The organism is Streptomyces sp. NPDC058464, from assembly GCF_042721035.1.
Classification (GTDB): Bacteria; Actinomycetota; Actinomycetes; order Streptomycetales; family Streptomycetaceae; genus Streptomyces.
In genome coordinates, this window is record NZ_JBHXMA010000060.1 from 18,678 (window position 1) to 42,572 (window position 23,895).

A 23,895-nucleotide genomic window follows, 5' to 3' on the forward strand; every position below is an offset into this window, starting at 1 on the left:
GGTAGGGACAACCCAGTTGTGGATCAATCACTCTCAGTTGGCTCAATCACGTCGGTGTCGGCCGAGACCTCACCACCGAGGGCCTCCGCGACTGCCGCGAACTCGCTCAGCGCGGCCTGCAAGTCCTCGACGATCTCCTGGGCGATCACCTCGGGCGGCAGAAGGCTGTCGGCGTCGTCGAGCGCAGGGTCTTTCATCCAAGTGATGTCGAGATTCACCTTGTCGCGGGCGATGAGCTCGTCGTAGTCGAAGGACTTGAAACGCTCGGACTCCGCCCGCTCGCTGCGCGGCTTGCCGGGCAGGTACGCCTCAACGAACTCATCCAGAGCCGCGCGGGTCAGCGGGTGTTGCTTGAGGGTGAAGTGCTTGGCGGTACGGAAGTCGTAGACCCACAGCCTCGAGGTGTTGTGGGCGCCCTCGCTGCGGGGCGGCTTCTTCTCAAAGAACAGGACATTGGCCTTGACGCCGCCAGCGTAGAAGATGCCGGTGGGCAGACGCAGAATCGTGTGCAGGTCGAACTCGTCGAGCAGGCGTCGGCGTACCTTCTCGCCCGCGCCGCCTTCGAAAAGCACGTTGTCCGGGAGGACCACGGCCGCTCGGCCGTTCATCTCCAACTGCGACATGATGTGCTGGAGGAAGTTGAGCTGCTTGTTGGTGGTGGTGGCCCGAAAGTCGTCCCGCTCGTACGAGATGTCTTCCTTCTCAGCCTTGCCGTCCGTGCCGACGATCGTGATCGCGGACTTCTTGCCGAAGGGCGGGTTGGCAAGTACGAGTGACGCATGGCGGTCGGGCTTGTCGGCGAGAGCGTCGCCCACGGTGATGAGGGACTTGCCGTCGGCGTCACCGATACCGTGCAACAGCATGTTCATGGCGGCCAGACGGGCGGTGCCGGTGACCAGCTCATTCCCCCAGATCTTGCCGGACCCGAGTTCGAGACGCTGTTCCCGTGACAGATGCTGCATGTGGTGCTGGCGGATGTAGCTGTGCGCGGCGATCAGGAAGCCACCAGTACCGCACGCCGGGTCGGTGATCGTGTCCTCGGGCCTCGGCTGCATCACGTCGACCATGGCGTCGATGAGCGCGCGAGGCGTGAAGTACTGGCCGGCACCCGTCTTGGTGTCCTCGGCGCCCTTGGCGAGCAGACCCTCGTACGCATCGCCCTTGAGGTCTGTCCCCTGGATCGTCCAGTCCTCCTTGCCGATCAGGTCGATGACCAGCTTTTCGAGAAGGGCAGGCTCGGTGATCCGGTTCTGGGACTTGGCGAAGATCGTGCCGAGGGTGGTCCCAGGGTTCTTTGCAAGCTCTTCGAGCGTCTTGCGGTAATGGACTTCGAGATCGATGCCCTTGAGGCGGGCGAGAGACTGCCAATCGTACTCGGCGGGTACGACGGCCTTGGCCTCCTGCTCGGTGAAGGGATCAGAGGCGATCTCGTCGGCCATCTTGAGGAAGAGCAGGTACGAGAGCTGCTCGACGTACTCGATAGTCGACAGGCCGTTGTCCCGGAGGACATTGCAGTAGTTCCAGAGCTTGGCGACAAGGCTGCTGGTCTGCGCGTGCGCCAGGGCTGGGGATACGGGGGTCACAGCGGAAGCTCCTGCTGAACGGCGGTGGTGGAGGTGAGGGCTGAGGAGGCGGACGGCGGAGGCGGTGTGTCTGCGGTGGCCGACTTACGGGGGCGCCGTGCAGCCCTCTTGGGCTTGCCACGATGGGCCTCACGCTCGGCGCGAATGCGGTTGAGGAAGACGTTGGCTGGCTCGTCGGCTGGGTCCTGAAGGACGAGCCGCCCGGAGTATGCATGGCGCAGCAAGGACCGTCGGAGGTGTGCGGAACGCCTCAGCGCGCGCTGGGCGATGTTTGCTGTCCGTCCGACGGTTTCGTGCCATTCACGCATTTCTGCGAGCAACCTGAGCTGTTCGCCGTGTGGTGGCACAGGGATTGGGAAAGCCGCCAGTTTGGTCCCATTAACGTTTGCTTGCCCTACCTGTTGAGCGGCGACAGAATTGATGTATCGTCGCCCCTCAGGACTGTTGATGCATAGACTCACCCATTCCGGCTCAATGCCTTGGGCGAGCTGGCAGCGAATCAGGTATGAGGCGAAAGTTGCAGGACCCATCGTGGAACGATAGACAGCCGCCTTGCCGACCAACTCCGCACTATTAGTGCGGTTAAAAAGAAGGTCGCCGTCGCTAAGCGCTAGTTTCGACGTGTCGGGGTGCTCGACAGACAGGTATTTCAGATTCTGCATATCCAGGCGACCATCCTGAATATTCCCCATGCGCAAAACGGGTACATCCGTGTCGGCGGGATGAGTATGGGCCTTGGCAGAGGTCCCATACTCGATCTTTCGGGTCAGAGATCCGAGCGGCTGGACGGCCCAGTGTGAGGGTAGGCTCGCATGCGGGCTGAGTTTAGCAAGTTCCGGAGAATTTCGACGCTTTCCCTTTGCTGCCTGAGAGAGTTCACTCTCGACCCGCGCGAGGAGGACGGTAACTGGTTCATCAGTATCGCTCTGAACGGAAAATTCCCCGTTCATTGCTCTCTCCAGAGCGGACTTCTGAAGGGAATTAGAGCGGACGTGTGCAGTTTTGAGATCCCGTTCAGCTGCATCGAGGCGGGAGACGTGGCCTTCGATCGCCTCGACGATGCGCTGCTGCTCCGCGAGCGGGGGAACCGCCAGCTTCACCTTCTCCAGGTTCTTTCTAGAGATACGCTTCCGGGTGGTCCCAGTCTGATAGGCATTAATCTGCTGCCGCACTTGAGGGGAGTTGATAGCCCACATTAGCCATCGATTATTAACTCCATGTTGACCAGCGCGAATTACGCAAACGTCAACAACAGTGACAGCTGGCTGATTTGACCCAGGGTACAAGCAGGCGCGCCCTAGCGGATCAGGCATTCGGGCTACGAGGATATCGCCCTCTTGAAGAAACGTGCAGCGAAGTTCAGCGGCCTTCTCCTGGGTCATGAATCGCTTGCTGCGATTCCGAAAGAATCCATCGCCGACGTCCGCAAGCTGAGTCAGGCGGACATCTCCATTTGGATCCTGGTCCTTGCTCTCGACCCAGTCGCCGTCGGTAAAGATGCCATCCGGGGGCACCAAGTCCGACAGCGGGGCTACTACCCACCCCGCCGGAAGCTCCACGTCATTCAACCCGCTCAAGCCAACTCTCGATTCAGCTCACTCAACAACGTTCGAACATCCCGCCCCGGAAACGCGTGCGCGAACCCCCGCCCGCCACCCTTTCCCTTGAAGGGCTCGGCGTTGAACTCCGCCGTGCTGATCCCGACGTCGCTCGCCACCACGTCCCGTATGGACCGCAGCCACCACAGCTGCTCCTCCGAGAAGTCCGCCCCGGCCTGCTGCTGCTTGAGCAGCCACCCCTCGAAGCGCTCCTCCACCGTCTCACGGTAGGGCCGCAGCTCCTCGTCCACCCCGAGCTCGTACCGTATGAGCGAGATCAGATCAGGGACTCCTGCCTCCCGGCCGCCGTCGGAGTGGACCGCCGCGCCCAGGTCCTCGTAGTACGTCCACAGGGCCTGCGGCGTCCACGCGTACTGCGGGCGGCGGATCTCCAGGGCCAGTTCCTTCAGCGCGGCGTACGTCTCCGCAGGGGAAACGGATCGCGGGCTTGTCAGGGCGATGCTGACGGCCGCGATGCGGTCGCGCTCGTCCTTCAGTAGCCGGCTCCAGCGACCGACCTGCTCCCGGGCCCGCTCCTCCCGCGCGATCTCGTCGAGGTCCGTCACCTTGACGGCCGTGAACTCGTCGAAGAGGTAGTCCTTGTCCCGCCGGATCTCGATGATGTGCCGCCGAAGATCGGGATACTCCGTCAACGGAGCGATCGCGTCCTCCACGAGCCGCCTGGCCGCCGCCTGGCCGCCCTGCTCCAGCGCCCGCTCCTGCCGGTCCGGGTCCACCGCCTTCACGATGGCGCCCGCGATCTCCGACAGGGTTCGGCCGCCCGAGGCGCGCGTCAGCTGCTCGCGCTCCTCCTCCGTCAACTGCTGATTGAGCCGCGCCAACCGCCCCGCCAGGATCTCGGCCTCACTCGCGCTGATCGACTTCGTACCGGCCTTGTCCAGCAGCTTCGCCAGCGAGACCTGCCGCTCGCCCGCGGGTACCAGCGGCTTGGCGTCCACCAGTGGGGAGTCGGTAACTCCGACCGCGTCAACGAGTACGAACCGGTCCTTGCGGACCGAGGCGTCCGCGTCCGGAGTGACCTCCTGGAGCTCGGTCGCGTCGATGGTACGGGCGCCGCGGCCCTTCATCTGTTCGAAGAGGACGGCGCTGCGCACCTCGCGCAGGAAGATCACACACTCCAGGGCCTTCACGTCCGTACCGGTCGCGATCATGTCGACGGTGACGGCGACCCGCATCCGGGGTGAGGTCCGCAGAGCGCGGATCAGCTCGTCCGGATCCTCGCCGGCCTGGCGGCTCTTGTACGTGATCTTCTTCGCGAAGTCGTCGCCGCGCCCGAAGACCTCCTTGACCTGGGCGAGGACGTCTTCCGCATGGTCCTCGCCGACCGCGAAGATCAGAGTCTTCGGAAGCTCAGTCCGGCCGGGGAACCAGCGCCGCCAGTTGTCCCGGTACGCGGTGAGCACCGCCCGGATCTCGTCCACCGTCACCACCGAGCGGCCGATCTGCCCGGTCGTATAGGTGAAGTCGTCGTCCAACTCCTGGTAGCGCTGTCGTCGCGTCTTTCGGTCCTTGACCCGCACCGTCGTGCCCGACTCGATGGTCGCGGCGCCCTTCTCGCGCAGGTCGGTCCGCATCCGCACGACGTCGAAGTCGACGTTCACGCCGTCCGCGACGGCCTGCGGATAGGTGTACTCGGAGACCAGGTTGCGGCCGAAGAAGCCGAGGGTCTGGAGTGTGGGGGTGGCGGTCAGACCGACCAGGTGTGCGTCGAAGTACTCCAGCACGCCCCGCCACAGGCCGTAGATCGAGCGGTGACACTCGTCCACGATGATCAGATCGAAGGACTCGATCGGCACCTTCGGGTTGTAGGAGACCTCGATAGGCAGGTCCGTCGCGTACGTGTCCTCGTACGCCGTGCTGTCCGATGCCTCGTCCGCCTGCTCGTCATCGACGAGGGTCTCCCCGCGCAGCAGCGAGTACATCTTCTGGATCGTGCAGATGACCACCGACGAGGTGTCCTGGAGGCCCGCCGCCCCGAGCCGGTCGACGTTGTAGATGTCGGACAGCTTGCGGCCGTCGTCCGGTGTCGTGAACTTGCGGAACTCGTCGTACGCCTGCCTGCCCAGGTTGTTGCGGTCGACGAGGAACAGGACCCGGTGCGCCTTAGCGTGCTTGAGCAGTCGGTAGGTCTGTGCCACGGCGGTAAAGGTCTTACCCGCGCCCGTCGCCATCTGGATCAGTGCCCGCGACCGATCCTCTCCCAGGGACTTCTCCAGGCCGCTGATGGCATCGATCTGGGCGAGACGCAGCCCGTTCGGCTCCAGCGCGGGCAGTCGGCGCAGGGCGGCCCGGAACGTAGGGGCGGCCGGTGTCTCGTCGGCGCGACGCATCCAGGCGGCCACCGTCTCGGGGCGGTGGAAGTGGAACACCTCGCGGGAGCGGGCGTCGGGGTCAAGGCGGTTGATGAAATAGGTCTCGGTGCCGGTCGTCGCATAGCGGATCGCGAACGGCTCCGTCTCCCGCCAGACGGCGAGCCGGTGCTCCTTGAGAACACCGGCCGCGTACCGGTCGTTCTGCTCCACGGCGCTGGAGAGGTGGTCGCCCTCCCGCTTAGCCTCGATCACACCGACGATCCTGCCGTCGACATACAGGACGTAGTCCGCGCGGCCGGTGGCCAGCGTGAACTCACGTACGGCCACGCCCTGGTTCTCTCCCGGGTTGACCTGGTCGCGGTCCTGGACGACCCATCCCGCCGCGTGCAGCATCTCGTCGATGGCTTCGCGGGCCTGCACCTCGTTGAGTGCGGCGGGCCGTTGGGCACGGTGGATGATCGCTTCGCGCCGCTTGGCGTCGACCGTGCGCGGCTGCCTGCGAGCGGCCTCGTACTTCGCCTGCTGGGCGGTGCGCAGCTCTTCGATTTGGGTGCTCAACTGCTCGACCTGTGCGAGCAGTTCGGTCTTGTTGGCGTCGGCGCTGGCGATCAGGTTCTCGGCCTCGGCCCGCGCCCTGCGCTCGGCTTCAAGCGCGTCGCCGGCCTCGGCGAGCCGCATGCGGGCCTGCGTGAGCGCCTGGCGGTGGCCGTCGAGTGCCTCGCGCAGCTCTGCCAGCTCTGCCGGGTCCGTGATCTGAGCGCTGTCACCGGGGTCCGTGGGCGGCACAAACTCGGCGACAGTCCGCCGACCGTCGATAGCGTCGTGGAACCATAGGCCGAGCCGATAGCAGATCCGCACGGCGGCCAGGGCCCGCGCCGTGTCGAACAGGTGGCTGTGGGCGGCCCTGTTCCGGTCGCGGCGCAGCCGGTCAAAGTCGTCGCGGATCTCCGGAACGAGGACTCCGGCCCTGGTCAGAGCGGTCAGCCGGTCAATCTGCCGGTCGCCTTCGATCCGCATCCCGATACGGGCGACCAGCTCCTCGGCGAGGACCTCGCCGAACTGGCCCGCCTGGACCAGGGAGGAATTGGGGTTCGTGAACACGGTCGCTTCGGCGGAAGCCCCGTACAGGGAGAGCAGCGGCTGGTGCTGATACAGCACCCCGAAGTTGGGTGAACCCTTCGCGAAGTCGCGAAGCCGGTCGTCCATGCTGCCCTTCCCCCGGTTACTTCCGCCTTACCAATTGGGGGTCCAGTTTAGGCAGGGGCGCATGGGGAGGTCTGGAATATCGTCGACTCAGCGGCAAACTCGTACTGGTGACGAGGGGGGCAAACTTGCCGGTCAACTGCCTCATCGTCGGCTGACGCACGCCTCAAGGGACCTGGCCGAAGTCCCGGCCCTCGATGTCTGCAAGATCTTGCACCTCTTCATCATCGCTGTACACAGGCTCGAAGGCAGGTGTCGGTCAGCCGACAGCAGTGCACTGACCCTAGCCGCGAAGGCCCATCTCGTCAGGCTGACGCGACGAGGCCCAGGCGCCAGCAGACCCCGGGTATGGAGCGGAAGGCACGGCGAGCGTCAGATCTACACCTACGAGGTCAGCCGAGATATGGCCGCTCACGGTGCTCCAAAAAATGACGGATCCGGAGACGCTGCGTGTGGTGCATCGGCAGTTGATCGATCTCTTCCGGCTGGACGAACCGAAGCTCTGTAGACTCGTCCGAGATCGCGAGTAGGCCGCCGACCATGCGGGCGGTGAAGCAGACGTTGAACTGTCTGCGCACCTCACCGTCGGTGTAGGCGATGATGTGGCGAGGGTCGGTGTACGTGCCCACGAGCCCGGTGATCTCTACGTCCAGACCCGTTTCCTCTTTCACCTCACGGACGGCCGTTCCCGGGAGTGAGTCGGTCATCTCCATGCCGCCACCAGGTAGCGCCCAGAGATCGTTGTCCCGGCGGCGCTGAAGGAGCACGCGCCCTTCGTCGTCGGTAACCACGGCGGACGCGGCGACCACCAAGCTGTTCGGCTCTGGTGCTGCTGGGTCGTCGAAGTACTCGGTCCGTGCCATGGTCACCCTTCTGTTACCGGCGTCGCGGTCTCCCACACTGCGTCGAAGCTGCTGGCGTAGGTATCGAACATGCCGCCCTCTCCGCTGCGCCGAAGATGCCACACGGGAGCACCGTAGGCGTTCACGCCCCAGACGTGGGCATTGACCAGTACCTGGTCATCGGCACGATAGATCGAGTTGTAGAGCGTGGTGGCGTGGGTCCGCACCTCGATGCCAGGTACCCCGGCGAGGGGGCGGTAGTGCATGAGGGCAAGTCGGCACCGGGACTCGATCCCGTGTCCGAACTTCTCTTCCGTGCCGCGCTGTTGAACATTCACGCTGTCCGGATCACCGATCGCGATACGGACCGCACACCCATCGGCAGCTCGCTCTCGCAACAGGTCGTTGAGCCGCGGGTACGCCTCGTGCAGGAAGACAGCGGCATACACCAACACGTCGATGTGCTCGTGGGCCTGGGCCAGCATGTCCACGAAAGTAGACACGGGGATGTCCGCCCGCTGGTCGTAGAGAGCTACAAGTTCCGGACTGACAGCGCGGACAGGGCGTGCCTGCCGGAGCGCGGGCCATAGTGCGTGCACGTCTTCTCCTAGCGTTTCCGCTGCCAACATGGCCGTGGCACGGCGCGGCGTACGCCCCAAATTGACCCATCGTTCGACGGACTTTGGGTCTACTTCGACCTTGTCCGCGAGGGCGCTGTACGTCCAGCCGCCGGCCGCCATGGCAGCACGTAACCTCTCGTTCGGCATCCCAATCTCTCCCAACACTTGGGGACGACACTAGGGACGTTCTACCCCATGCGGGACGTCCCGAAGTGGGGTTTGTCGGAGGTTCCGACGTCCTGGTGAGCGGCGGAATGCTCGTACGCATGGCGAGCAACCAGCAGACCAGACCAGGCATCGGTGAACTGGCGAAGGACACGGCCAATGGGCGTATCGGCGTCGTCATGGGTGAGGTCGGCGACCGGCTGCAGATAAGGCCCATCAGGGGCGGCGTCGAGTGGGACGCCCGGCCGGACAACGTGGTGGCGCCAACTGCGCGAGAGGAACTGAGCGCCCGCCTTGCCATCAAGAACGCCAACAGCAGGGATGGCCTGTGATGCGCGTTATCGGCCGGCACAGAGGTTGTTCATCGTCGCTATCAGCGGGTCGCGTGGCCTGGTGAGCGGCACGGCCCTCGGTATCAGCCAGTAGACCGGCCGCCCCGAACGGGGTGCCAATACCTTGGCTCCCCCGTCCCCGTTCGGGGCTGGCTTTCCGAAACGCCTCCAGAACTCCCTGTCCGTCCGTCGCTTCCCCGTGGCGGACGGACGAGGACCAGGCCTTTCTCATAACTGGGGTCAGTAGCCCGCCAGTTGAACTCCCGCTCTTGGCGGCCAGACCGCGCATGCTCCGCCCGGAGCGGGGCGCAATACGCAACACCTCGAATCGGAAACGACGAACGAGAGGGAAGCGCATGACTGTCGTCGCAGAGGCGCCGATCACCGCGGACACGGGCACGCCCGGTCTTGTGTGGCTGGACCTCACCCGGAAGTGTCAGCTCGCCTGCGGCCACTGCCACAACGAGTCCGGCCCGGACGGAACACACGGCTCGATGACCATCGCGGACTGGATGCGCGTGCTCGACGAAGCCGCCGCGGCCGGGGTCCCCCGAGTGCAGTTCACCGGGGGTGAGGTCACCCTGCACCCCGACGCGCCGACCCTGATCGCGCACGCACTGAAACTCGGCCTGGCCGTCGAGGTGTACAGCAACATGGTCCACCTGAACGAGAACTGGTGGAGCCTCCTCCGGCGGGACAACGTCAGCCTGGCCACGTCGTACTACGGCCAGGAGGACACGCACAACGCGGTCACCGGACGGAACAGCCACGCCCGCACCCGAGCGAACATCGTGAAGGCGGTGACGGAGAACATCCCGATCCGAGTGTCTGTGATCGTCTCCGATCCCGCCGACGCCGGAGAGGAGACGAAGCGGGAGCTCGCGGCCCTGGGCGTGCGGAACGTCCGCGTCGATTACGTCCGGCCCTTCGGGCGCGGGGCGAACGGGCAGGAGCCGTGCACGGACGGACTCTGTGGGCGATGCGGGGACGGGCGCGCGTCGATCGGTCCGAACGGCTCGGTTTCCCCGTGCGTGTTCTCCACGTGGCTGAGCGTGGGAAACGTCCAGGATGCGCCGCTGGGCGCTATCCTCGGCGGCCCCGAGATGTCGCGGGCCAACGCGACCATTCGAGCGGGGCGCAACGTCGGCGGCTCCCGCAGCTGCGGCCCCGACAGCCCCTGCGGGCCGGACAACGACGACGCCCGGTCCTGTACTCCCGACACCGACGACGAGTGCTCTCCGGGGACACCTGGAAGTGAGTGCACCCCGAGGAACTGAACGGACCATGGACACCGACCTTCCCGAATCCGCGATCCTCCCTTTGATCGAGGAACACACGGGCCCCGTGGCCGGGATCCACCGGACCGAGCGAGGCTTCAGCTCGGATCTGACGGCCGTGGTCGACTGCGCCAGGGGTCCCTTCTTCGTCAAGGCCATGCGCAACCGGCCGGGCGGCCGACGGAAGTCCCTCATCAGGGAAAGACGGATCAACGCCTACCTCGGGCACATCTCCCCGCACCTGCTGTGGGATGTGGAAGCCGAAGACTGGTTGGTCCTGGGCTTCGAAGCAGTCGACGGCCGGTCCTCCGACTTCGCGCCGGACTCGCCTGACCTTGCCCTGGTGGTCGACGCGATCGGCGAGATCGGTCGGCTGTCCCTCCCCCAGATCGCCCATGACTGGACCGAGACGCGGTGGGACCGGTTCGCCTCGGACAGCTCTGAAGCCGAGCTGTTCCGGGGTGACTCACTTCTCTACACGGACATCAACCCGAGCAACTTCATCGTGGTGAAGCGGCGAGTGTGGGCCGTGGACTGGGCATGGCCGACCCGGGGCGCGGGGTTCATCGATCCGGCCCTCCTGGTACTCCAGCTCGTTGCAGCCGAGCACACCCCGGGCAATGCCGAGAAGTGGGCAGAGCGGTTGCCCGCATGGCGTGAGGCAGCCCCTCAGGCGGTCGATGCTTTCGCTGCCGCCAACCTCCGGATGTACCGGGCCGCCGTCGGCCGGAAGTCCGACGTGGCCTGGTTGAAGGCCATGGTCGACGCGTGCCAGGCGTGGGCCGAACACAGAGGGGTCACCACGGAGAAGCGCACATGACCGGACCACCCTCAGTCTGAACAGCATTCCGGGTGGTCCGGTCATGGAGGCCTGAAATGACAAGGCGTAGCGGGGTACGACAGCTTCACGTAGAAGGAGCACCCCTCAGCAAGCGGAACGCCCTCTGAACTGCAACGCTTCTGGCTACACGGAGGCTGCGGGATGTGAAATCACGGTGCCATTACCGCCACGACGGGCTTCGCTGTAGGTGGTGGGTTAGGCGCCGGGACTCTGCGGCAGCTCCGCGATGAACTCCTCCAGGAGGTCGGCGAGTTCGGCCGGGGTCTCCTCCTGGGGGGCGTGGCCGGCGTTCGGGATGATCTGGACGGCGCCGCGCCACAGGGTGGGGGCGTGCAGCTTGTCGAGGTAGGCCAGGTTGACGATCTGTTCGCCCGCGCCGTGCAGGACGGCCAGTGGCCTGTCGAGGGTCGCGACGATCTCGACCTCGTCGGCGGTCGCCCCCGCGAGGCTCGCGGCCAGGTCGCTGCGCGCCGCGCCGTCCGTGGCCAGGATGTCGGCGACCAGGTCCGCGGTCGGGAGGGGGGAGCCGGGGGCGTAGAAGGACTCGGCGTAGGTGCGGGCGGTGTCCTCGTCCACGTCCGCGGTGAAGCCGATCTGCAGGGCCGGGTTGGGGAGGAACGCCTCGGCCAGGTCGCCGGGTCCGCCGAGGGGCGGGGTGCCGAACACGGCGTAGCCGGCCGCGTCCGGGAGCAGTCCGGACGCCTCCAGGGCGATGTGGCCGCCGAGGCTCCATCCGACGATCAGGGCGTCCCGCGCGTCCAGCGCGTCCACGAACCCGGAGAGCACGGCGGCGTAGCCGGGCACCGAGTACACGCCCGACCCGGGCTCCGCCGCCGGGGACGCCCCGTGTCCGGGCAGGTCGAGGGCCAGGCAGCGGTGGCGCCGCCCGAACTCACCGTCCAGGAGACGACTCCAGGTCCTGGAGGACGAGGAGTTGCCGTGCACCAGCACGACCGGGCGCCCCTGCCCGGAACTGCGGCGGTAGGCGATCTCCCGCCCCGTCACACGCACGAATTCGTGAGCCATCATCTCTCCTGCACACTCTGGGCCGGACTGCGGATGGGTGGAGTCGGTCGCCGGCGGGCAGTCGCGATCGTCGCGGCGCGGCGGATGCCGGCCGGGGGCTGGACGGGCGTGGGCGCTCGGCTGAACCTCTCCGGCGGCCGGTCCGCACACGCGGACCACCACCGGAGACCGGGCCGCCCCTGCCGAACCGGGCCGTCCGATCGTAGGCGACCGGGTTCCCCGAGGGAGCGAGTTGCCCCCGGGCGGGCCGGGCGCTTTAATAAATGCACGTTCATTTATTAACGGGAGCATGAGAGGCGGCGCTGGTGGGACGTCCCCGGGGAGTCGACGACGTGGTGATCCTGCGGGCCGCGGCCCGGGTCATGGGCCGGGAGGGTCCCGCCGGGCTCACCCTGGCCGCCGTGGCCCGCGAGGTCGGACTGGTGCCCGGCACCCTGGTGCAGCGGTTCGGCTCCAAGCACGGCCTGCTCCTGGCGCTCGCCGACCAGACCACGGCGGACACCGGCGAGTTGATCGAGCGGGTGCGCCGGACCCGGGACTCCGCGCTCGCGGCCCTGTCGGCCCTGGTCGTGGAGACGATGGCGGAGATGGCCACACCGGAGAGCTTCGCCCGCCATCTGGCCTTTCTCTGCCTGGACCTCACCGACCCCGAGCTCTACGAGCGCGCCCTGGCCGTCCACCGGGCCCGCACCCGGGCGGTCGAGGACCTGCTGACGGAGGCGGCCGGCGCGGGCGAACTCCGTACCGGCACCGATGTCGCGGCGCTGGCCAGGACCGTTCAGGCGATCACCGCGGGCGCGGGCCTGACCTGGGCCCTCGACCGCGACGGCACCCTCGGAGAGCGACTGCGCCAGGAACTCGACGCCGTGCTCTCCCCTCACCTGCCCGCCTCGCGCACCCCCTCCCGCCCCGCAACGAACCAGTCGGACCACAGGAACGAGGAATCATGACGACGACCGACACACGCCCGCTATCCGGGAAGGTCGCCCTCGTCGCCGGTGGTACCCGCGGCGGCGGCCGGGGGATCGCCGTCGGACTCGGCGCCGCCGGTGCCACCGTCTACGTCACCGGCCGCAGCAGCACCGGCGACCGCTCCGAACTGGACCGGCCGGAGACCATCGAGGAGACCGCCGCGCAGGTCACCGCCGAGGGCGGCCTGGGGATCCCGGTCCGTACCGACCACAGCAGCGCCGACGAGGTCCGGGCCCTGGTCGGCCGGATCGCCGCCGAGCAGGAGGGGCGGCTCGACATCCTGGTCAACTCGGTCTGGGGCGGCGACCCGCTCACCGACTGGGAGCACCCGCTGTGGGAGCAGGACCTCGACACCGGCCTGCGGCTGCTGCGGCAGGCGGTGGAGACCCATGTGATCACCAGCCGGTTCGCGCTGCCCCTGCTGGTCGCCCGCGGCAGCGGACTGGTCGTCGAGGTCACCGACGGCAACACCGCACGCTACCGGGGCTCGTTCTTCTACGACCTGGCGAAGTCGACGGTCATCCGGCTCGCCGTCGCGCAGGCGGCCGAGCTCCGGCCGCACGGCGTCGCGGCGGTGGCCCTCACGCCGGGCTTCCTGCGTTCGGAGGCCGTGCTGGAACACTTCGGCGTCACCGAGGACACCTGGCGCGAGGGGGTGGCCAAGGACCCGAACTTCGCCCACTCCGAAAGCCCCCGCTACCTGGGGCGGGCCGTGGCCGCGCTGGCCGCGGACCCGGACGTCATGGCCAAGTCCGGCCGGGCGCTGGCGACCTGGGGCCTGTACCAGGAGTACGGGTTCACCGACGCCGACGGCAGCCGGCCGGACTTCGCCGCCCACTGGGCCAGGAACCTGGAGAAGGACTACGGACCGCTCGGCGACCCGTTGTGACCCACCCGACCTCGCCCCCGTGGGATCCGCGAAGGCCCGTTCGGCCAGGCGCCGAGCGGGCCCGGGCTGCCGTGGACGACATGACTGCTCCCATGATTCCTTGGACCTGGATCCCGTCATCACCGTGCAGAGCAGAGAGGCCCCTCGAATGTCAGGCGAAAGGGAACCCGGTCCGTCCGGCCCGGACCTGGGCAGAGTCGTCCAGAGCTACCAGGCGGCCGTCGACGACTTCGACCGCGAGGTCGCCCGGCTGCTGGGCGTCAACGAGACCGATCTGCGCTGCCTGGAGATCCTGCTCGACGTCGAGGAGACGACCCCCCGCACGCTCAGCGCCAAGCTGGGCCTGAGCACCGGCAGCGTCACCGCCATGCTCGACCGCCTGGAGAAGCTCGGCTACCTGACCCGCAGCCCGCACCCCACCGACCGCCGCAAGACCGTCGTGCGCGCCACCCCGGACTTCACCGAACGCGCCTACGGCCTGCTGGGCCCGTTCCTCGCCGACACCGCCGAGCGCCTCCTGCCCCGCTACACACCCGAGCAACTCGCCCTCGTCGCCGACTACCTGACCCGGACCCGCGACATCCAGCAGGAGCACACCGAACGCCTGCGGCAGCTCCCCGCCGCCCGCGCCCCCCGCTCGGGCGGCCGCCGGCCCCCCGGCCCCCGCGACCGCGCCGCCCCCCGGTGACCGGCCGACCCGGTTGCCCCACCGGGCACGCCTCACCCGGACGGACCGGAGCGGTGGTGGACGGGCCCGAGGGGTGATGCCGTGAGAGCACGCGTTCCGCTCCGCTCCTGGTTCCCGGGGAGGCCCCGTCATGAGAGTCACCGCCTCCGGCCTGGTCGTGGCCGGCCTCCTCACCGCCGTCAGCGCCTGTACGGCCGCCGGGCCGCCGAAGGCCGACGCCCCCGCCCCCGCGCCGACCGCCGCCGAACGGCCCGCCCCGGCCAGCCCCGCCGCCTCACCCGGCACCGGCACCGGCACCGGAACCGGAACCCCGGCGCTCACCCCCGATCAGGCACAGGCCGCGCTGATCGGCGAAAGCGACCTGGGCGTGCCGTGGACGGCCGCGGACGGGACCGCCACCTGGCACGACGGACTGCTCAAGGCGACCACCGGCCAACCCGGCTGCCAGCGCCTCCTGGAGGCCCTGTACACCGACGAACTGCTCGGCGCCCCGGCCGGTCCGCAGGCCGTCACCGCCCTCGACGACGGCGACGACGCGGCCCAGCTCCGCTACCAGGTCGACGCGAGCCGCTCCGCCGACGTCGACCGCACCCTGGCCTGGCTGCGGACCCTGCCCAGCACCTGCGCGCAGTTCACCGCGCAGACGACCGCGGCCGGGACCGAGGCCGTCCAGGTCGCCGACGCCGGGCTACGGGACTTCGGCGACGCGCGCCAGGGACTGCGGATCACCCTCACCGCGCAGCCCTCCGCCGCCGACGCCCCCACCACCCTCACCCTCGACGTCGCCGTCGTCCGGGTGGGCGACGACGCGATCGTCCTCACCGCCGGCGCCCTCGGCACCCTCCCCGACGACACCACCGGGCAGGCCCTCGACATCGGCGTCCAACGGCTCGCCCAGGTCCGGGAGCAGGGGCGGGCGCAGGCCTAGGGCGTCTCGTACGGGTCCGACGGCTGCTTCACCGTCCTCGCCGACCCCGCGTCCAGCACCGGCGGCCACGCCGCGTCCGAGCCCAGCCTGCCCTTGGGATGCCAGGTGCCGGTGACGGTGACCCAGGTGTCGGTGGGCGGCGCGTCCTCGCCCCGGATCTCGACCTTGCTGGTGGTCGCGTCGGCGGCGCAGCACGTGACCATGAGCCGGGTCAGGTACCAGGTGCCGCCGGAGCCGTGCGTCACGAAGCCCGTCATCCGGACCGTACGACCGCTCAGCGAGCGCCCGCTGTCGTAGATCGCCCGCGAGCTGAACTCGGCGAGCGTCAGCGCGACCGGGTTCCCGGCCGGCAGCGCCGGGAAGGCCCCGACGCCCTGTGCCGCCCGCTGCGTCGCCTCGCGCCCCGCGCTGTACGAACCGAGGGCCGGGGGAGGGAAGAGCAGCAGGGCGAGAGCCGGGAGGGTGAGCAGCCAGGCGATCCGGGGACCGGCGGCACCGTGCCGGCCGTGACCGTCGTCATGGGTCTCGCCGTCGCTGCCGTCGCACTCGCCGTCGCACTCGCCGTCGTCCTCGCCGTCGTCCTCGCCGCCCCCCGTGCGGCTTCTCAGTACCGCCGTCGTCACGCCCAGCAGGATCAGCGCGATCCCGGAGACGATCAGGTACGGGCGCAGCGCGTGCTGCACGTACCGCAGGTACAGGTCGCTGAGGAGCGTGATCCGCAGGACCGCCGCGCCGACCAGGCAGAGCAGGACCGGTCCGCCGTACCGCCTCACAGCAGCCACCACCCCACCAGGACGCTGGCGGACAACGCGACCAGCCAGGTCGCCGAGGAGAAGCGGAGTGCGAAGCGCCTGCCGAAGGTGCCCGCCTGAAGGGCGATCAGCTTCAGGTCGACCATCGGGCCCACCACCATGAACGCCAGCCGGGCAGTGGCCGGGAAGGCGCTGAGCGAGGCGGCCACGAAGGCGTCGGCCTCGCTGCACACGCACAGCAGGACGGCGAGCACCGCGAGGAGGGGGACGGCGGTCCACGCCGAGCCGGTGAAGACGTCGAGGACCGATCGGGGCACGGCGATGTTGAAGGTCGCCGCGGCCGCCGCGCCGAGCACCAGGAAGCCGCCGGCGTGCAGGAAGTCGTGCTGGAGGCCGGTGACGAAGGCGCGGGGGCCGGTGGCGTGGGAGTCCCGGGCGGTGCGCGGCGGGCGCAGCCAGTCGTCGCGGCCGAACCGGGCCCACAGCCAGCCCATCACCACCGCCGTGCCGAGGGAGGCGAGCAGCCGGGCCAGCACCATCTCCGGCCGGCCGGGGAACGCGATCGAGGTCGCCACCAGCACGACCGGGTTGATCGCCGGTGCGGAGAGGAGGAAGGCGAGGGCCGCGGCGGGGGCGACCCCGCGGCGCATCAGGCTGCCGGCCACGGGGACGGAGGCGCACTCGCAGCCCGGCAGGACGACGCCGGCGGCCCCCGCCACGGGAACGGCGAGGGCCTGGTTGCGGGGGAGGAGGCGGGTGAGGACCCGTTCCGGGACGAAGGCGCCGATCGCCGCGGAGACCACGGTGCCGAGGAGGAGGAAGGGGACGCCCTGGACGGCGACCGCGGTGAACACGGTCCACCAGGCGGCGACCGGTGGGGTGTAGAGGTCGAGGGCGAGGGTCGGGCCCAGGACCGAGGCGACGGTCGCGATGGCGAGGAGGGCGGTGCCGCCGAGGACCACGTGGACGACGGCCCGTGTCAGGAGACGCAGGCCGTCGGCGACTGTCCGTTGGTCTTGCACGTGGGGGACGCTAGTGAATGGGGCTGTTGCTCGGCACAGAGATTGCTGTGTGTCGAGTGCGGGCCGGTGGGGGCTGGTCGCGCCCACGCGGCGGAGCCGCATATCGATACGGCCCCGCGCCCCTGAAGGGGCGCGTCCGCTCACGGAGCGACCAGGGCACCGCCCACAACCGTGTGCGTCGGCCTCAGGTCCCGCAGTTCCTCGCCGGAGGCGTTCGCCGGGTCCCGGTCCCACACCGTGAAGTCCGCCCAGCGGCCCGGGGTCAGGGTGCCGCGTTCCCGGTCCTCGCCCGTGAGGTGGGCGGCCTGGGTGGTGTGCAGGGTCAGCGCCTCCTCGTACGAGATCGCGTGCTCGGGGCCCTTGACGCCGATGACCGTCTGCCGGGTCGTCATGCCCCACACCGAGCGCATCGCGCCGAACTGGCCGACCGGGAAGTCGGAGCCCGCGCTGACCTGGGCGCCCAGGTCGATCCAGCCGCGGGCCGGGAAGAGGCGGGCGACCCGTTCCGGGCCCCAGAAGACCTCCTCGACCTCGGCGGTGTCGTGCAGCAGCGGCTGCTGGATGGTGACGGGGATGCCGAGGGCGACGGCGCGGGCGCGCTGCTCCGGGCCGGCGAGGCCGCCGTGCTCCATGACCAGCGTGCCGGCGGGCAGGCCGGGGTTGCGCTCCAGGACCCGCTCGTAGACGTCGAGGAGGGTACGGACGGCCCGGTCGCCGTAGGCGTGCGTGCCGACCCGCCAGCCGCGCCTGACCACCGCCTCGACGGCCTCGACCAGCGCGTCCGGCTCCCAGATCAGCATCCCGGAGAAGGAGTGGTCGCAGGCGTACGGCTCCTCGGTGGCGCCGGCCTCCAGGCCGCCGTCGAGGCCGAACTTCACGCCCCACACCGACAGCCACGGGTCGGAGGTGTCGCGCCACTCCTCCATGACGTCGAGCAGCTCCTCGACCTGGGCGGCGCTGGTCATGCCGAGTGCCGAGATCAGCGCGCGCACCCTGGTGTGCAGCGCGCCCGCCTCGCGGGCGGCCCGGAGCACCCGGTAGTCCTCGGGGGCGACCGCGCAGTCGCGCACGGTGCCGATGCCGGTGGCGGCGTAGTCGCGGGTGGCGATCCGCAGGCCCTCGATGCGCTGGGCCCGGTCCGGGGCCGGGACCAGGCGCTCGACCAGGTGCAGGGCGTTGTCGACCAGCCGGCCGTCCAGCTTGCCGTCGGCGCCGCGGCCGATGGTGCCGCCGGGCGGCACGGGGGTGTCCTCGGTGATGCCCGCGAGGCGCAGCGCGTAGCTGTTGACGACGTCGTTGTGGCCGCCGCGCTTGACCAGGACCGGGTGCCGGTCGGTGGCCGTGTCGAGCTCGGCCGCGGTGGGCATGCGGCGCTCGGCCAGGTTCAGTTCCTGCCAGTTGGTGGTGGTGCGGATCCACTCGCCCTCGGGGGTGACCGCGGCCCGCTGCCGGATCAGGTCCAGGAACTCGGGGATGGTGCGGGCCTGGTGGACGGGGACGTCCTGGGCGCCGAGCGCGGCGAAGATCAGGTGGGTGTGGGTGTCGTCGAAGGCGGGCAGCACGGTGGCGCCGGGCAGGTCACGGACCTCGGTCCGCTCGGTCACCAGGTGGTCGAGGCCGTGCGGGTCGGCGGACACGGCCGTGATCCGGTCGCCGCGCACGGCGAGCGCCCGCTGCGGGGCCTGGCCGGGCACCAGGGTGTGCACCGCGCCGGCGCGGATCAGCAGGTCGGCTCCGTGGTCGGTCATCGTCTTCTCCCTCAGCTCGAAAGCGTTGCGAAGGTTGCGAGGGTTTCGCGTTTCGCTGACGAGACTGTTGTAGAAGCCGATCGGTGATTCGCCGCCATAACCAGGGTCCTCGCGCAGGAAGTGCGCCATGCGAGCGGCCCGGCATGCAGATCATGAGACAGATGCCGGGCCCACTCGGAGTCCGCTACAACGGCGGCTGGGCCGGTGCCGGTCCCAGGGTCGTCGTGCCCGGGGCCGTACGGTGGCCGAGTCCGGTGCGGTACGCGTCCAGCGCCGCCTCCACCCGGCCGGTGCGGCGCAGCAGGTCGCCGAGCAGGCGGCACAGGTCCGCCAGGTCGCCCGCCGCGCCCGCCCGCTCCAGCAGGCTCAGCGCCCGTACGTAGTGCTCCTCCGCCGCCTCCGTGTCCCGGGCGTCCTCGGCGATGATGCCGAGCAGCCGGTGCGCGGCGGCGGAGTGCACCGCGCCGCGCTCGGAGGAGAAGTCGCCGAGCACGTCGTGCAGCAGTTCGGCGGCCTCGTCGGACTTGCCCCGGCGGTGCAGGACGTCGGCCAGTTCGACGGCCGCCTGGCTGCGGTACAGGGCGGCGCGGGTCTCCGAGAGCATCGCGAGGGCCTCCCGCAACTCCTTCTCCGCGCGTTCCAGTTCGCCGTTCTGGGCGTAGACGTAGCCGCGCATCCAGTGGCAGTTGGCGAGTTCGGTGCGGAGCTTGAGCTGGCGGTAGAGCTCGGCAGCCTTGGCCAGGGAGGCGTCGGCCTCGGCGACCCGGCCCTCGGCGAGCAGGGTGCGGGCGACGGAGCGGTGCATCCGGGCGATCAGCGCGGGGTCGCCGGCCTGCGGGGCGAGGGCGAGGGCGAGTTCGGCGGCCTGGGCGGCGCGGGCGTGGGCGCCCATGTCCATGTACGGACCGATGGCAGAGGCGTAGAGGAGCAGGAGGGCGTCGGGGTCGTGCAGGCCGCTGCGGTTCAGTTCGTCGAGGGTGGTCTCAAGCAGGTAGACGGCGTACCGGAGTTCACCCGCGAGGTAGTGGCTGACCGCCCGGCCGCGGATCGCCGGGACGCGCACCGGCAGCGGTTCGTCGGCTGTCCACAGCTCGGCCCGCTCGAAGAACTCCCTGGCCCGGCCCAGCTCACCGGTGTCCAGGGCGCATTCGCCCATCCCGAGCAGCGCGGTGGCCTGCTCGACGGCGAGCCCGTGCGCCTCCGCCTCCTCGAAGAGGGCGGCGTACTGGGCGGCGGCCGCCTCGGCCTCGCCGGTGGCCAGGGTGCGCTGCGCTTCGGTGAGCCGCAGCCTCAGGTCGGTGGCGAGGCGCGCGGGGCGCCCGCTGGCCAGCTCCTCGAAGCCGACGCCGAGCCGGCCCGCGATGTGCCGCAGCGCCTCGTCGGAGGCCCGCACCCGCCCGGCCTCCAGTGTGGAGATGTAGGCGGGCGTGTAGGCCGGTTCGGCCAACTGCCGCTGGGTCAGGCCCCGCTCGGTGCGCAGTTGCTGCACCCGCCGCCCGACGGTCTCCGGATCGTCCCGTTCCTGCATCTTGTCATTACCCCCAACTCCCCCTGGACCCCTTGCCGTTGCACTCTGCCTACCCCTAGGTTAAACCGCGAATTAAACGTGCTTAACCCGCCCCTGTCGTTGCGAGGTCGCCGTGCCCGGACGCACATCCGCACGCCCCACCGCAAGCCCCACCGCACGGTACGCCCGCGGCGTCGTGGCAGCCGTGATCGCCGTGGCCGCGCTCATCACCGCCGCCAACGCCGGTCCGGCCAGAGCGACGGACAACTCCCCCGGTTCGCCGACCTCGGCGACCGCCCGGCACACCGCCGGCCACTAGGAGCCCGCCCGCCGCCACCAGGCCGCCGCCCCACACTCCATCACCCTCACATCCCCCCACACCCCACGATCGCCCCCGGCGGGACCCTCCCCCTGTCCCGCCGGGGGCTTTCCTGCTGTGCGCGCACGTTGATCAGTTCCACGAATTGCCGCTCCCTGTTTGACAGAAAGCCCTTCCATTGAACTCTCAACTTGCCAGTCTTGGTCCACGCACCCGGATGTCATGTCCGGGACGAAAAGGACCGTACCAACGGACCGCGCCCACGCACAGGCACACGCACACACGCACACGCACACGCACCCCGGACCGTCGACTGGAGCCCCCCGATGTCCCGAAGCAGGACCCGCCGCCTCGGCCGAGCCGCCGCCGTCGCGGGCAGCGCCGCCGCGCTCACCCTCGCCCTCCCCTTCAGCGCCTCCGCCGGCGTGCTCCAGAACCTCCCGGAGAACGCGACCACGTTCCAGAAGTTCTTCGAGCCGCTGTACGACTACGACACGGACAGCTGCTACCCCGCCGCCGCCATCGACCCCGACGGCAACCTCAACGGCGGCCTGAAGCCGACCGGTTCCGTCACCGGCAGCTGCCGCACCGGCCATCTCGACCACGCCAACACCTACTCGCGGGCCAAGTGCAACAACGGCTGGTGCGGGATCATCTACGCCAGCTACTTCGAGAAGGACGAGGCCTCCCCGGGCATCGGGCACCGCCACGACTGGGAGTGCATCGTCGTCTGGGTGAAGCAGGGCGCCGACTACCCGTCGTACCTGTCCGCCTCCCAGCACGGCGACTTCGAGACCGAGGCGGTCGCCGACGTCCCGATGAGCAGCCAGCGCGTCCAGGTCGTCTACCACAAGGACGGCCTGAGCACCCATGACTTCCGGTTCGCCAAGTGGGGCGAGACCCCGGAGAACGACGACGCCGCCTGGCACCAGGAGAACCTGCTCACCTGGGACAACATGGCGTCCAACCTGCGCGACATCCTGAACGCCTCCGACTGGGGCGACGCCAACTTCCCGCTCCAGGACGCCAAGTTCGACGACCACCTCAACAAGGCCAAGCCGAGCGCGATCACGTTCGACCCGTACGCCTGACCAACTCCCGCCCCCCGCCGGTGAATCCCGGATGCCGATTGTCAGTGGCATGACCTAGTCTTCGTTGCATCCGCCACACGCGGCCCACAGAGAACTCACACAAGAGGACTCGCACACTCATGGGCCGCGTTCCGTGGCGCCCACTCACATTCGATCCGGGGGGTTCGAATCAGCGTGCGTATGCGCACCGTCACGGCCGCCACCACTCTGGCCGTCCTCTTCAGCTCCGCCGCCCTGGCCGCCACTCCGGCCTACGCCGACACCAGCGCGCTCCTGCCGGTCAAGTCGCTCGGTGACATCGTCGTCGACGGCGCCCACCAGCAGGTCTTCATCAGCGACCCGGGCAACGGCAAGATCGTCGTCACCGACTACTCGGGCACCGTGCTCAAGCAGCTCACCACCAACCTGTCCGGCGTCGACGGCCTCGAACTGTCCGCCGACTCCGGCACGCTCTACGCGGCCGTCCAGGGCGAGAGCGCGATCGCCGTGATCGACACGGCCACCGACACCGAGACCACCCGCTACCAGGTGGGCGACATGCCGCGCAGCGTCGCCCTCGCGGGCGGCAAGCTGTGGTTCGGCTACGGCAACCCGGCAGCCGGCAACATCGGCTCCGTCGACCTGGCGAGCGACCAGCACGAGGTCACCCTCGACCTGGACAACGGCTGGTACAACGCGCCGATCCTGGACGCGGCTCCCGGCTCGGACATCCTGGTGGGCGCGGAGATCGGCGACAGCTCCGGCAAGGTCGTCTCGTACGACGTCACCTCCGGCACGCCGAGCAAGCTGGCCTCCGCCGGCGCCGGCGAGTACACCCGGGACATCGCGGTCACACCGGACGGCAAGGACGTCATCGTGGCCAGCGGCTATCCGTACTCCCACCCGGTGTTCAAGACCGCCGACCTCAGCGCCGACGGCAGCTACGCCAGCGACACCTACCCGAACGCGGTGGCCGTCGCCCCTGACGGCACGGTCGCGGCGGGCGTCGACGGCTTGTACAACCCGGACATCTTCGTCTACAAGCCGGGCGGTACCACCGCGGTACGGGAGTACGACTTCCCGACCACCGGCAGCAGCAGCGGCGGCGACGAACTCGCCCCCTCCGCCCTCGCCTGGACGCCCGACGCGTCCCGGCTGTTCGCGGTGTCGTACAACAACAACGGCGTCTACTCCCTGCGCGAGTACGACGGTCCGACGAAGGCGGCCACCACCGTCACGGTGAACGCCCCGGCGACGGCGACGCGCGCCAAGAAGCTCACGGTCACCGGCAAGGTCTCCTCGACGGTCGCGATCCCGGCCGGTGCGCAGCTCACGGTCGTCCGCACCGACCTGGAGTCCCCGAACGGCAAGGCGCTGCCCTCGGCGACCCTCAAGGCGGACGGCACCTACTCCTTCACCGACACCCCGCCGGCCGGCGGCAAGGTGACGTACAAGGTCTCCTACGCGGGCGACACCGAGCACGCGGCCGCCTCCGGCAAGGACACCGTCGACGTCTCCCGCGCCAAGCCGACGCTGACGCTGAACAACAACGGCAAGGTGTACGCGTACGGGAAGGACGTGAAGTTCACGGCCCATCTCGGCACGACGTACAAGAACCGCACGGTGGAGATCTGGGCCGACCCGTTCGGCTCGGACAAGCCCAACAAGCTGGCGAAGTCCGGCAAGGTCGACTCGCACGGCAACCTGTCCGTGGTCCTCGACCTCAAGCGGGACACCAAGGTCACCGCGAAGTTCACCGGCGACGCCCGCTGGCAGCCGCGGTCGGTGTCCAGCACGGTGGGCGCGAAGGTCAGCGTCTCCATGACGGTCAGCCGCCAGTACAAGACGAAGTCGGCGTGGGGCCAGAAGTACTACGTCTTCCACAAGACCAAGAACCCGCTGTTCACGACCAAGATGCCGTACTACAGCGGCCGTGCCCAGCGGTTCGACTTCCAGGTCTACTACCAGGGCACGTGGTACTCGGACACCTCGCAGTACTTCGCGCTGGCCACCAGCGGGATCTCCCAGGTCGAGTTCACCGGCAGCCACAAGGACGACGTCGGCTGGCGTTTCCGGGTCCGCTCCGACTACATCAACGGCTCGTCCGGCGACACGGTCAACTCCACGACGTACGGGGCCTGGAAGTACTTCACCTTCACGAGCTGACCGCGTGCCGGTGC

At 69.2% G+C, this 23,895-nt stretch carries 20 protein-coding genes; 10 read left to right on the plus strand and 10 right to left on the minus strand.

Translation table 11 applies throughout. From position 1 onward, the window contains the following. Window positions 1-23 precede the first annotated feature (23 nt). From ACFWPQ_RS46535 to ACFWPQ_RS46555, 5 genes are all read right to left on the minus strand, one after another. Window positions 24-1,583, minus strand: coding sequence for an N-6 DNA methylase (locus ACFWPQ_RS46535; protein WP_384049707.1), 1,560 nt, complete (start codon window positions 1,581-1,583; stop codon window positions 24-26). Then, window positions 1,580-3,142 carry a restriction endonuclease subunit S gene (locus ACFWPQ_RS46540; protein ID WP_384049710.1) on the minus strand — a complete coding sequence of 521 codons (1,563 nt, stop codon included), beginning with the start codon at window positions 3,140-3,142 and terminating at the stop codon, window positions 1,580-1,582. Before ACFWPQ_RS46540 ends, ACFWPQ_RS46535 begins: the two co-directional genes overlap by 4 nt. 14 nt (window positions 3,143-3,156) lie before the next feature. Continuing rightward, window positions 3,157-6,720, minus strand: a complete 3,564-nt coding sequence (locus tag ACFWPQ_RS46545; protein ID WP_384049712.1) for a DEAD/DEAH box helicase family protein — start codon at window positions 6,718-6,720, stop codon at window positions 3,157-3,159. Between the two features lie 389 nt (window positions 6,721-7,109). Then, window positions 7,110-7,580: an NUDIX domain-containing protein gene (locus ACFWPQ_RS46550; RefSeq protein ID WP_384049715.1), complete on the minus strand. Its 471-nt coding sequence runs from the start codon at window positions 7,578-7,580 to the stop codon at window positions 7,110-7,112. A 2-nt stretch (window positions 7,581-7,582) separates the two neighbouring features. After that, the gene (locus ACFWPQ_RS46555; RefSeq protein WP_384049717.1) at window positions 7,583-8,326 is read right to left on the minus strand and encodes an XRE family transcriptional regulator; all 744 of its coding nucleotides are present in this window, start codon (window positions 8,324-8,326) and stop codon (window positions 7,583-7,585) included. A gap of 107 nt (window positions 8,327-8,433) precedes the next feature. Here ACFWPQ_RS46555 and ACFWPQ_RS46560 point away from each other — a divergent pair, with 107 nt between their 5' ends. From ACFWPQ_RS46560 to ACFWPQ_RS46570, 3 genes are all read left to right on the plus strand, one after another. Continuing rightward, the gene (locus ACFWPQ_RS46560; RefSeq protein WP_384049776.1) at window positions 8,434-8,676 is read left to right on the plus strand and encodes a hypothetical protein; all 243 of its coding nucleotides are present in this window, start codon (window positions 8,434-8,436) and stop codon (window positions 8,674-8,676) included. A gap of 356 nt (window positions 8,677-9,032) precedes the next feature. After that, complete coding sequence (locus ACFWPQ_RS46565; protein ID WP_384049720.1) at window positions 9,033-9,953, plus strand: radical SAM protein; 921 nt, start codon at window positions 9,033-9,035, stop codon at window positions 9,951-9,953. 118 nt (window positions 9,954-10,071) lie between these two features. Further along, window positions 10,072-10,773 (plus strand): hypothetical protein, encoded by a 702-nt coding sequence (locus tag ACFWPQ_RS46570; RefSeq protein ID WP_384049723.1) that lies wholly within the window; start codon window positions 10,072-10,074, stop codon window positions 10,771-10,773. A 216-nt stretch (window positions 10,774-10,989) separates the two neighbouring features. Here the strand turns inward: ACFWPQ_RS46570 and ACFWPQ_RS46575 are convergent, their stop codons facing one another. Next, window positions 10,990-11,820 carry an alpha/beta fold hydrolase gene (locus tag ACFWPQ_RS46575; protein ID WP_384049725.1) on the minus strand — a complete coding sequence of 277 codons (831 nt, stop codon included), beginning with the start codon at window positions 11,818-11,820 and terminating at the stop codon, window positions 10,990-10,992. A gap of 305 nt (window positions 11,821-12,125) precedes the next feature. Between ACFWPQ_RS46575 and ACFWPQ_RS46580 the strand changes: the two genes are divergently transcribed. The 4 genes from ACFWPQ_RS46580 to ACFWPQ_RS46595 all read left to right on the plus strand — a co-directional run bounded on the left by ACFWPQ_RS46580 (window position 12,126) and on the right by ACFWPQ_RS46595 (window position 15,297). After that, window positions 12,126-12,770 (plus strand): TetR/AcrR family transcriptional regulator, encoded by a 645-nt coding sequence (locus tag ACFWPQ_RS46580; RefSeq protein ID WP_384049728.1) that lies wholly within the window; start codon window positions 12,126-12,128, stop codon window positions 12,768-12,770. Beyond that, window positions 12,767-13,681 carry an SDR family oxidoreductase gene (locus tag ACFWPQ_RS46585; RefSeq protein ID WP_384049731.1) on the plus strand — a complete coding sequence of 305 codons (915 nt, stop codon included), beginning with the start codon at window positions 12,767-12,769 and terminating at the stop codon, window positions 13,679-13,681. Before ACFWPQ_RS46580 ends, ACFWPQ_RS46585 begins: the two co-directional genes overlap by 4 nt. A gap of 148 nt (window positions 13,682-13,829) precedes the next feature. Further along, window positions 13,830-14,369 carry a MarR family winged helix-turn-helix transcriptional regulator gene (locus ACFWPQ_RS46590; RefSeq protein WP_384049734.1) on the plus strand — a complete coding sequence of 180 codons (540 nt, stop codon included), beginning with the start codon at window positions 13,830-13,832 and terminating at the stop codon, window positions 14,367-14,369. A gap of 130 nt (window positions 14,370-14,499) precedes the next feature. After that, entirely contained in the window at window positions 14,500-15,297 is a 798-nt protein-coding gene (locus ACFWPQ_RS46595) for a hypothetical protein (RefSeq protein WP_384049737.1), read from the plus strand. Here ACFWPQ_RS46595 and ACFWPQ_RS46600 read toward each other — a convergent pair. The 4 genes from ACFWPQ_RS46600 to ACFWPQ_RS46615 all read right to left on the minus strand — a co-directional run bounded on the left by ACFWPQ_RS46600 (window position 15,294) and on the right by ACFWPQ_RS46615 (window position 20,347). Next, window positions 15,294-16,070 (minus strand): TIGR03943 family putative permease subunit, encoded by a 777-nt coding sequence (locus ACFWPQ_RS46600; protein WP_384049779.1) that lies wholly within the window; start codon window positions 16,068-16,070, stop codon window positions 15,294-15,296. The genes ACFWPQ_RS46595 and ACFWPQ_RS46600 overlap by 4 nt on opposite strands. Next, complete coding sequence (locus ACFWPQ_RS46605) at window positions 16,067-17,071, minus strand: permease (RefSeq protein WP_384049740.1); 1,005 nt, start codon at window positions 17,069-17,071, stop codon at window positions 16,067-16,069. The genes ACFWPQ_RS46600 and ACFWPQ_RS46605 overlap by 4 nt, the downstream gene beginning before the upstream one ends. 140 nt (window positions 17,072-17,211) lie before the next feature. Next, complete coding sequence (locus tag ACFWPQ_RS46610; RefSeq protein ID WP_384049742.1) at window positions 17,212-18,819, minus strand: amidohydrolase; 1,608 nt, start codon at window positions 18,817-18,819, stop codon at window positions 17,212-17,214. Window positions 18,820-19,003: 184 nt separating this feature from the next. Continuing rightward, the gene (locus ACFWPQ_RS46615) at window positions 19,004-20,347 is read right to left on the minus strand and encodes a tetratricopeptide repeat protein (protein ID WP_384049745.1); all 1,344 of its coding nucleotides are present in this window, start codon (window positions 20,345-20,347) and stop codon (window positions 19,004-19,006) included. A 112-nt stretch (window positions 20,348-20,459) separates the two neighbouring features. Between ACFWPQ_RS46615 and ACFWPQ_RS46620 the strand changes: the two genes are divergently transcribed. The 3 genes from ACFWPQ_RS46620 to ACFWPQ_RS46630 all read left to right on the plus strand — a co-directional run bounded on the left by ACFWPQ_RS46620 (window position 20,460) and on the right by ACFWPQ_RS46630 (window position 23,881). Then, window positions 20,460-20,645 (plus strand): hypothetical protein, encoded by a 186-nt coding sequence (locus ACFWPQ_RS46620; RefSeq protein ID WP_361285656.1) that lies wholly within the window; start codon window positions 20,460-20,462, stop codon window positions 20,643-20,645. Window positions 20,646-20,971: 326 nt separating this feature from the next. Continuing rightward, entirely contained in the window at window positions 20,972-21,736 is a 765-nt protein-coding gene (locus tag ACFWPQ_RS46625; protein WP_384049748.1) for an NPP1 family protein, read from the plus strand. Window positions 21,737-21,910: 174 nt separating this feature from the next. Beyond that, on the plus strand, window positions 21,911-23,881 hold the full coding sequence (locus ACFWPQ_RS46630) for an Ig-like domain repeat protein (protein WP_384049751.1): 1,971 nt from the start codon (window positions 21,911-21,913) through the stop codon (window positions 23,879-23,881). Window positions 23,882-23,895: the final 14 nt, after the last annotated feature.

Bases quoted from the DNA above. Each gene is read 5' to 3' on its own strand.
- ACFWPQ_RS46545 (WP_384049712.1), bottom strand. From the start codon at position 6,720: ATGGACGACCGGCTTCGCGACTTCGCGAAGGGTTCACCCAACTTCGGG.
- ACFWPQ_RS46550 (WP_384049715.1), bottom strand. From the start codon at position 7,580: ATGGCACGGACCGAGTACTTCGACGACCCAGCAGCACCAGAGCCGAAC.
- ACFWPQ_RS46555 (WP_384049717.1), bottom strand. From the start codon at position 8,326: ATGCCGAACGAGAGGTTACGTGCTGCCATGGCGGCCGGCGGCTGGACG.
- ACFWPQ_RS46560 (WP_384049776.1), top strand. From the start codon at position 8,434: ATGCTCGTACGCATGGCGAGCAACCAGCAGACCAGACCAGGCATCGGT.
- ACFWPQ_RS46565 (WP_384049720.1), top strand. From the start codon at position 9,033: ATGACTGTCGTCGCAGAGGCGCCGATCACCGCGGACACGGGCACGCCC.
- ACFWPQ_RS46575 (WP_384049725.1), bottom strand. From the start codon at position 11,820: ATGGCTCACGAATTCGTGCGTGTGACGGGGCGGGAGATCGCCTACCGC.
- ACFWPQ_RS46585 (WP_384049731.1), top strand. From the start codon at position 12,767: ATGACGACGACCGACACACGCCCGCTATCCGGGAAGGTCGCCCTCGTC.
- ACFWPQ_RS46590 (WP_384049734.1), top strand. From the start codon at position 13,830: ATGTCAGGCGAAAGGGAACCCGGTCCGTCCGGCCCGGACCTGGGCAGA.
- ACFWPQ_RS46595 (WP_384049737.1), top strand. From the start codon at position 14,500: ATGAGAGTCACCGCCTCCGGCCTGGTCGTGGCCGGCCTCCTCACCGCC.
- ACFWPQ_RS46610 (WP_384049742.1), bottom strand. From the start codon at position 18,819: ATGACCGACCACGGAGCCGACCTGCTGATCCGCGCCGGCGCGGTGCAC.
- ACFWPQ_RS46615 (WP_384049745.1), bottom strand. From the start codon at position 20,347: ATGCAGGAACGGGACGATCCGGAGACCGTCGGGCGGCGGGTGCAGCAA.
- ACFWPQ_RS46625 (WP_384049748.1), top strand. From the start codon at position 20,972: ATGTCCCGAAGCAGGACCCGCCGCCTCGGCCGAGCCGCCGCCGTCGCG.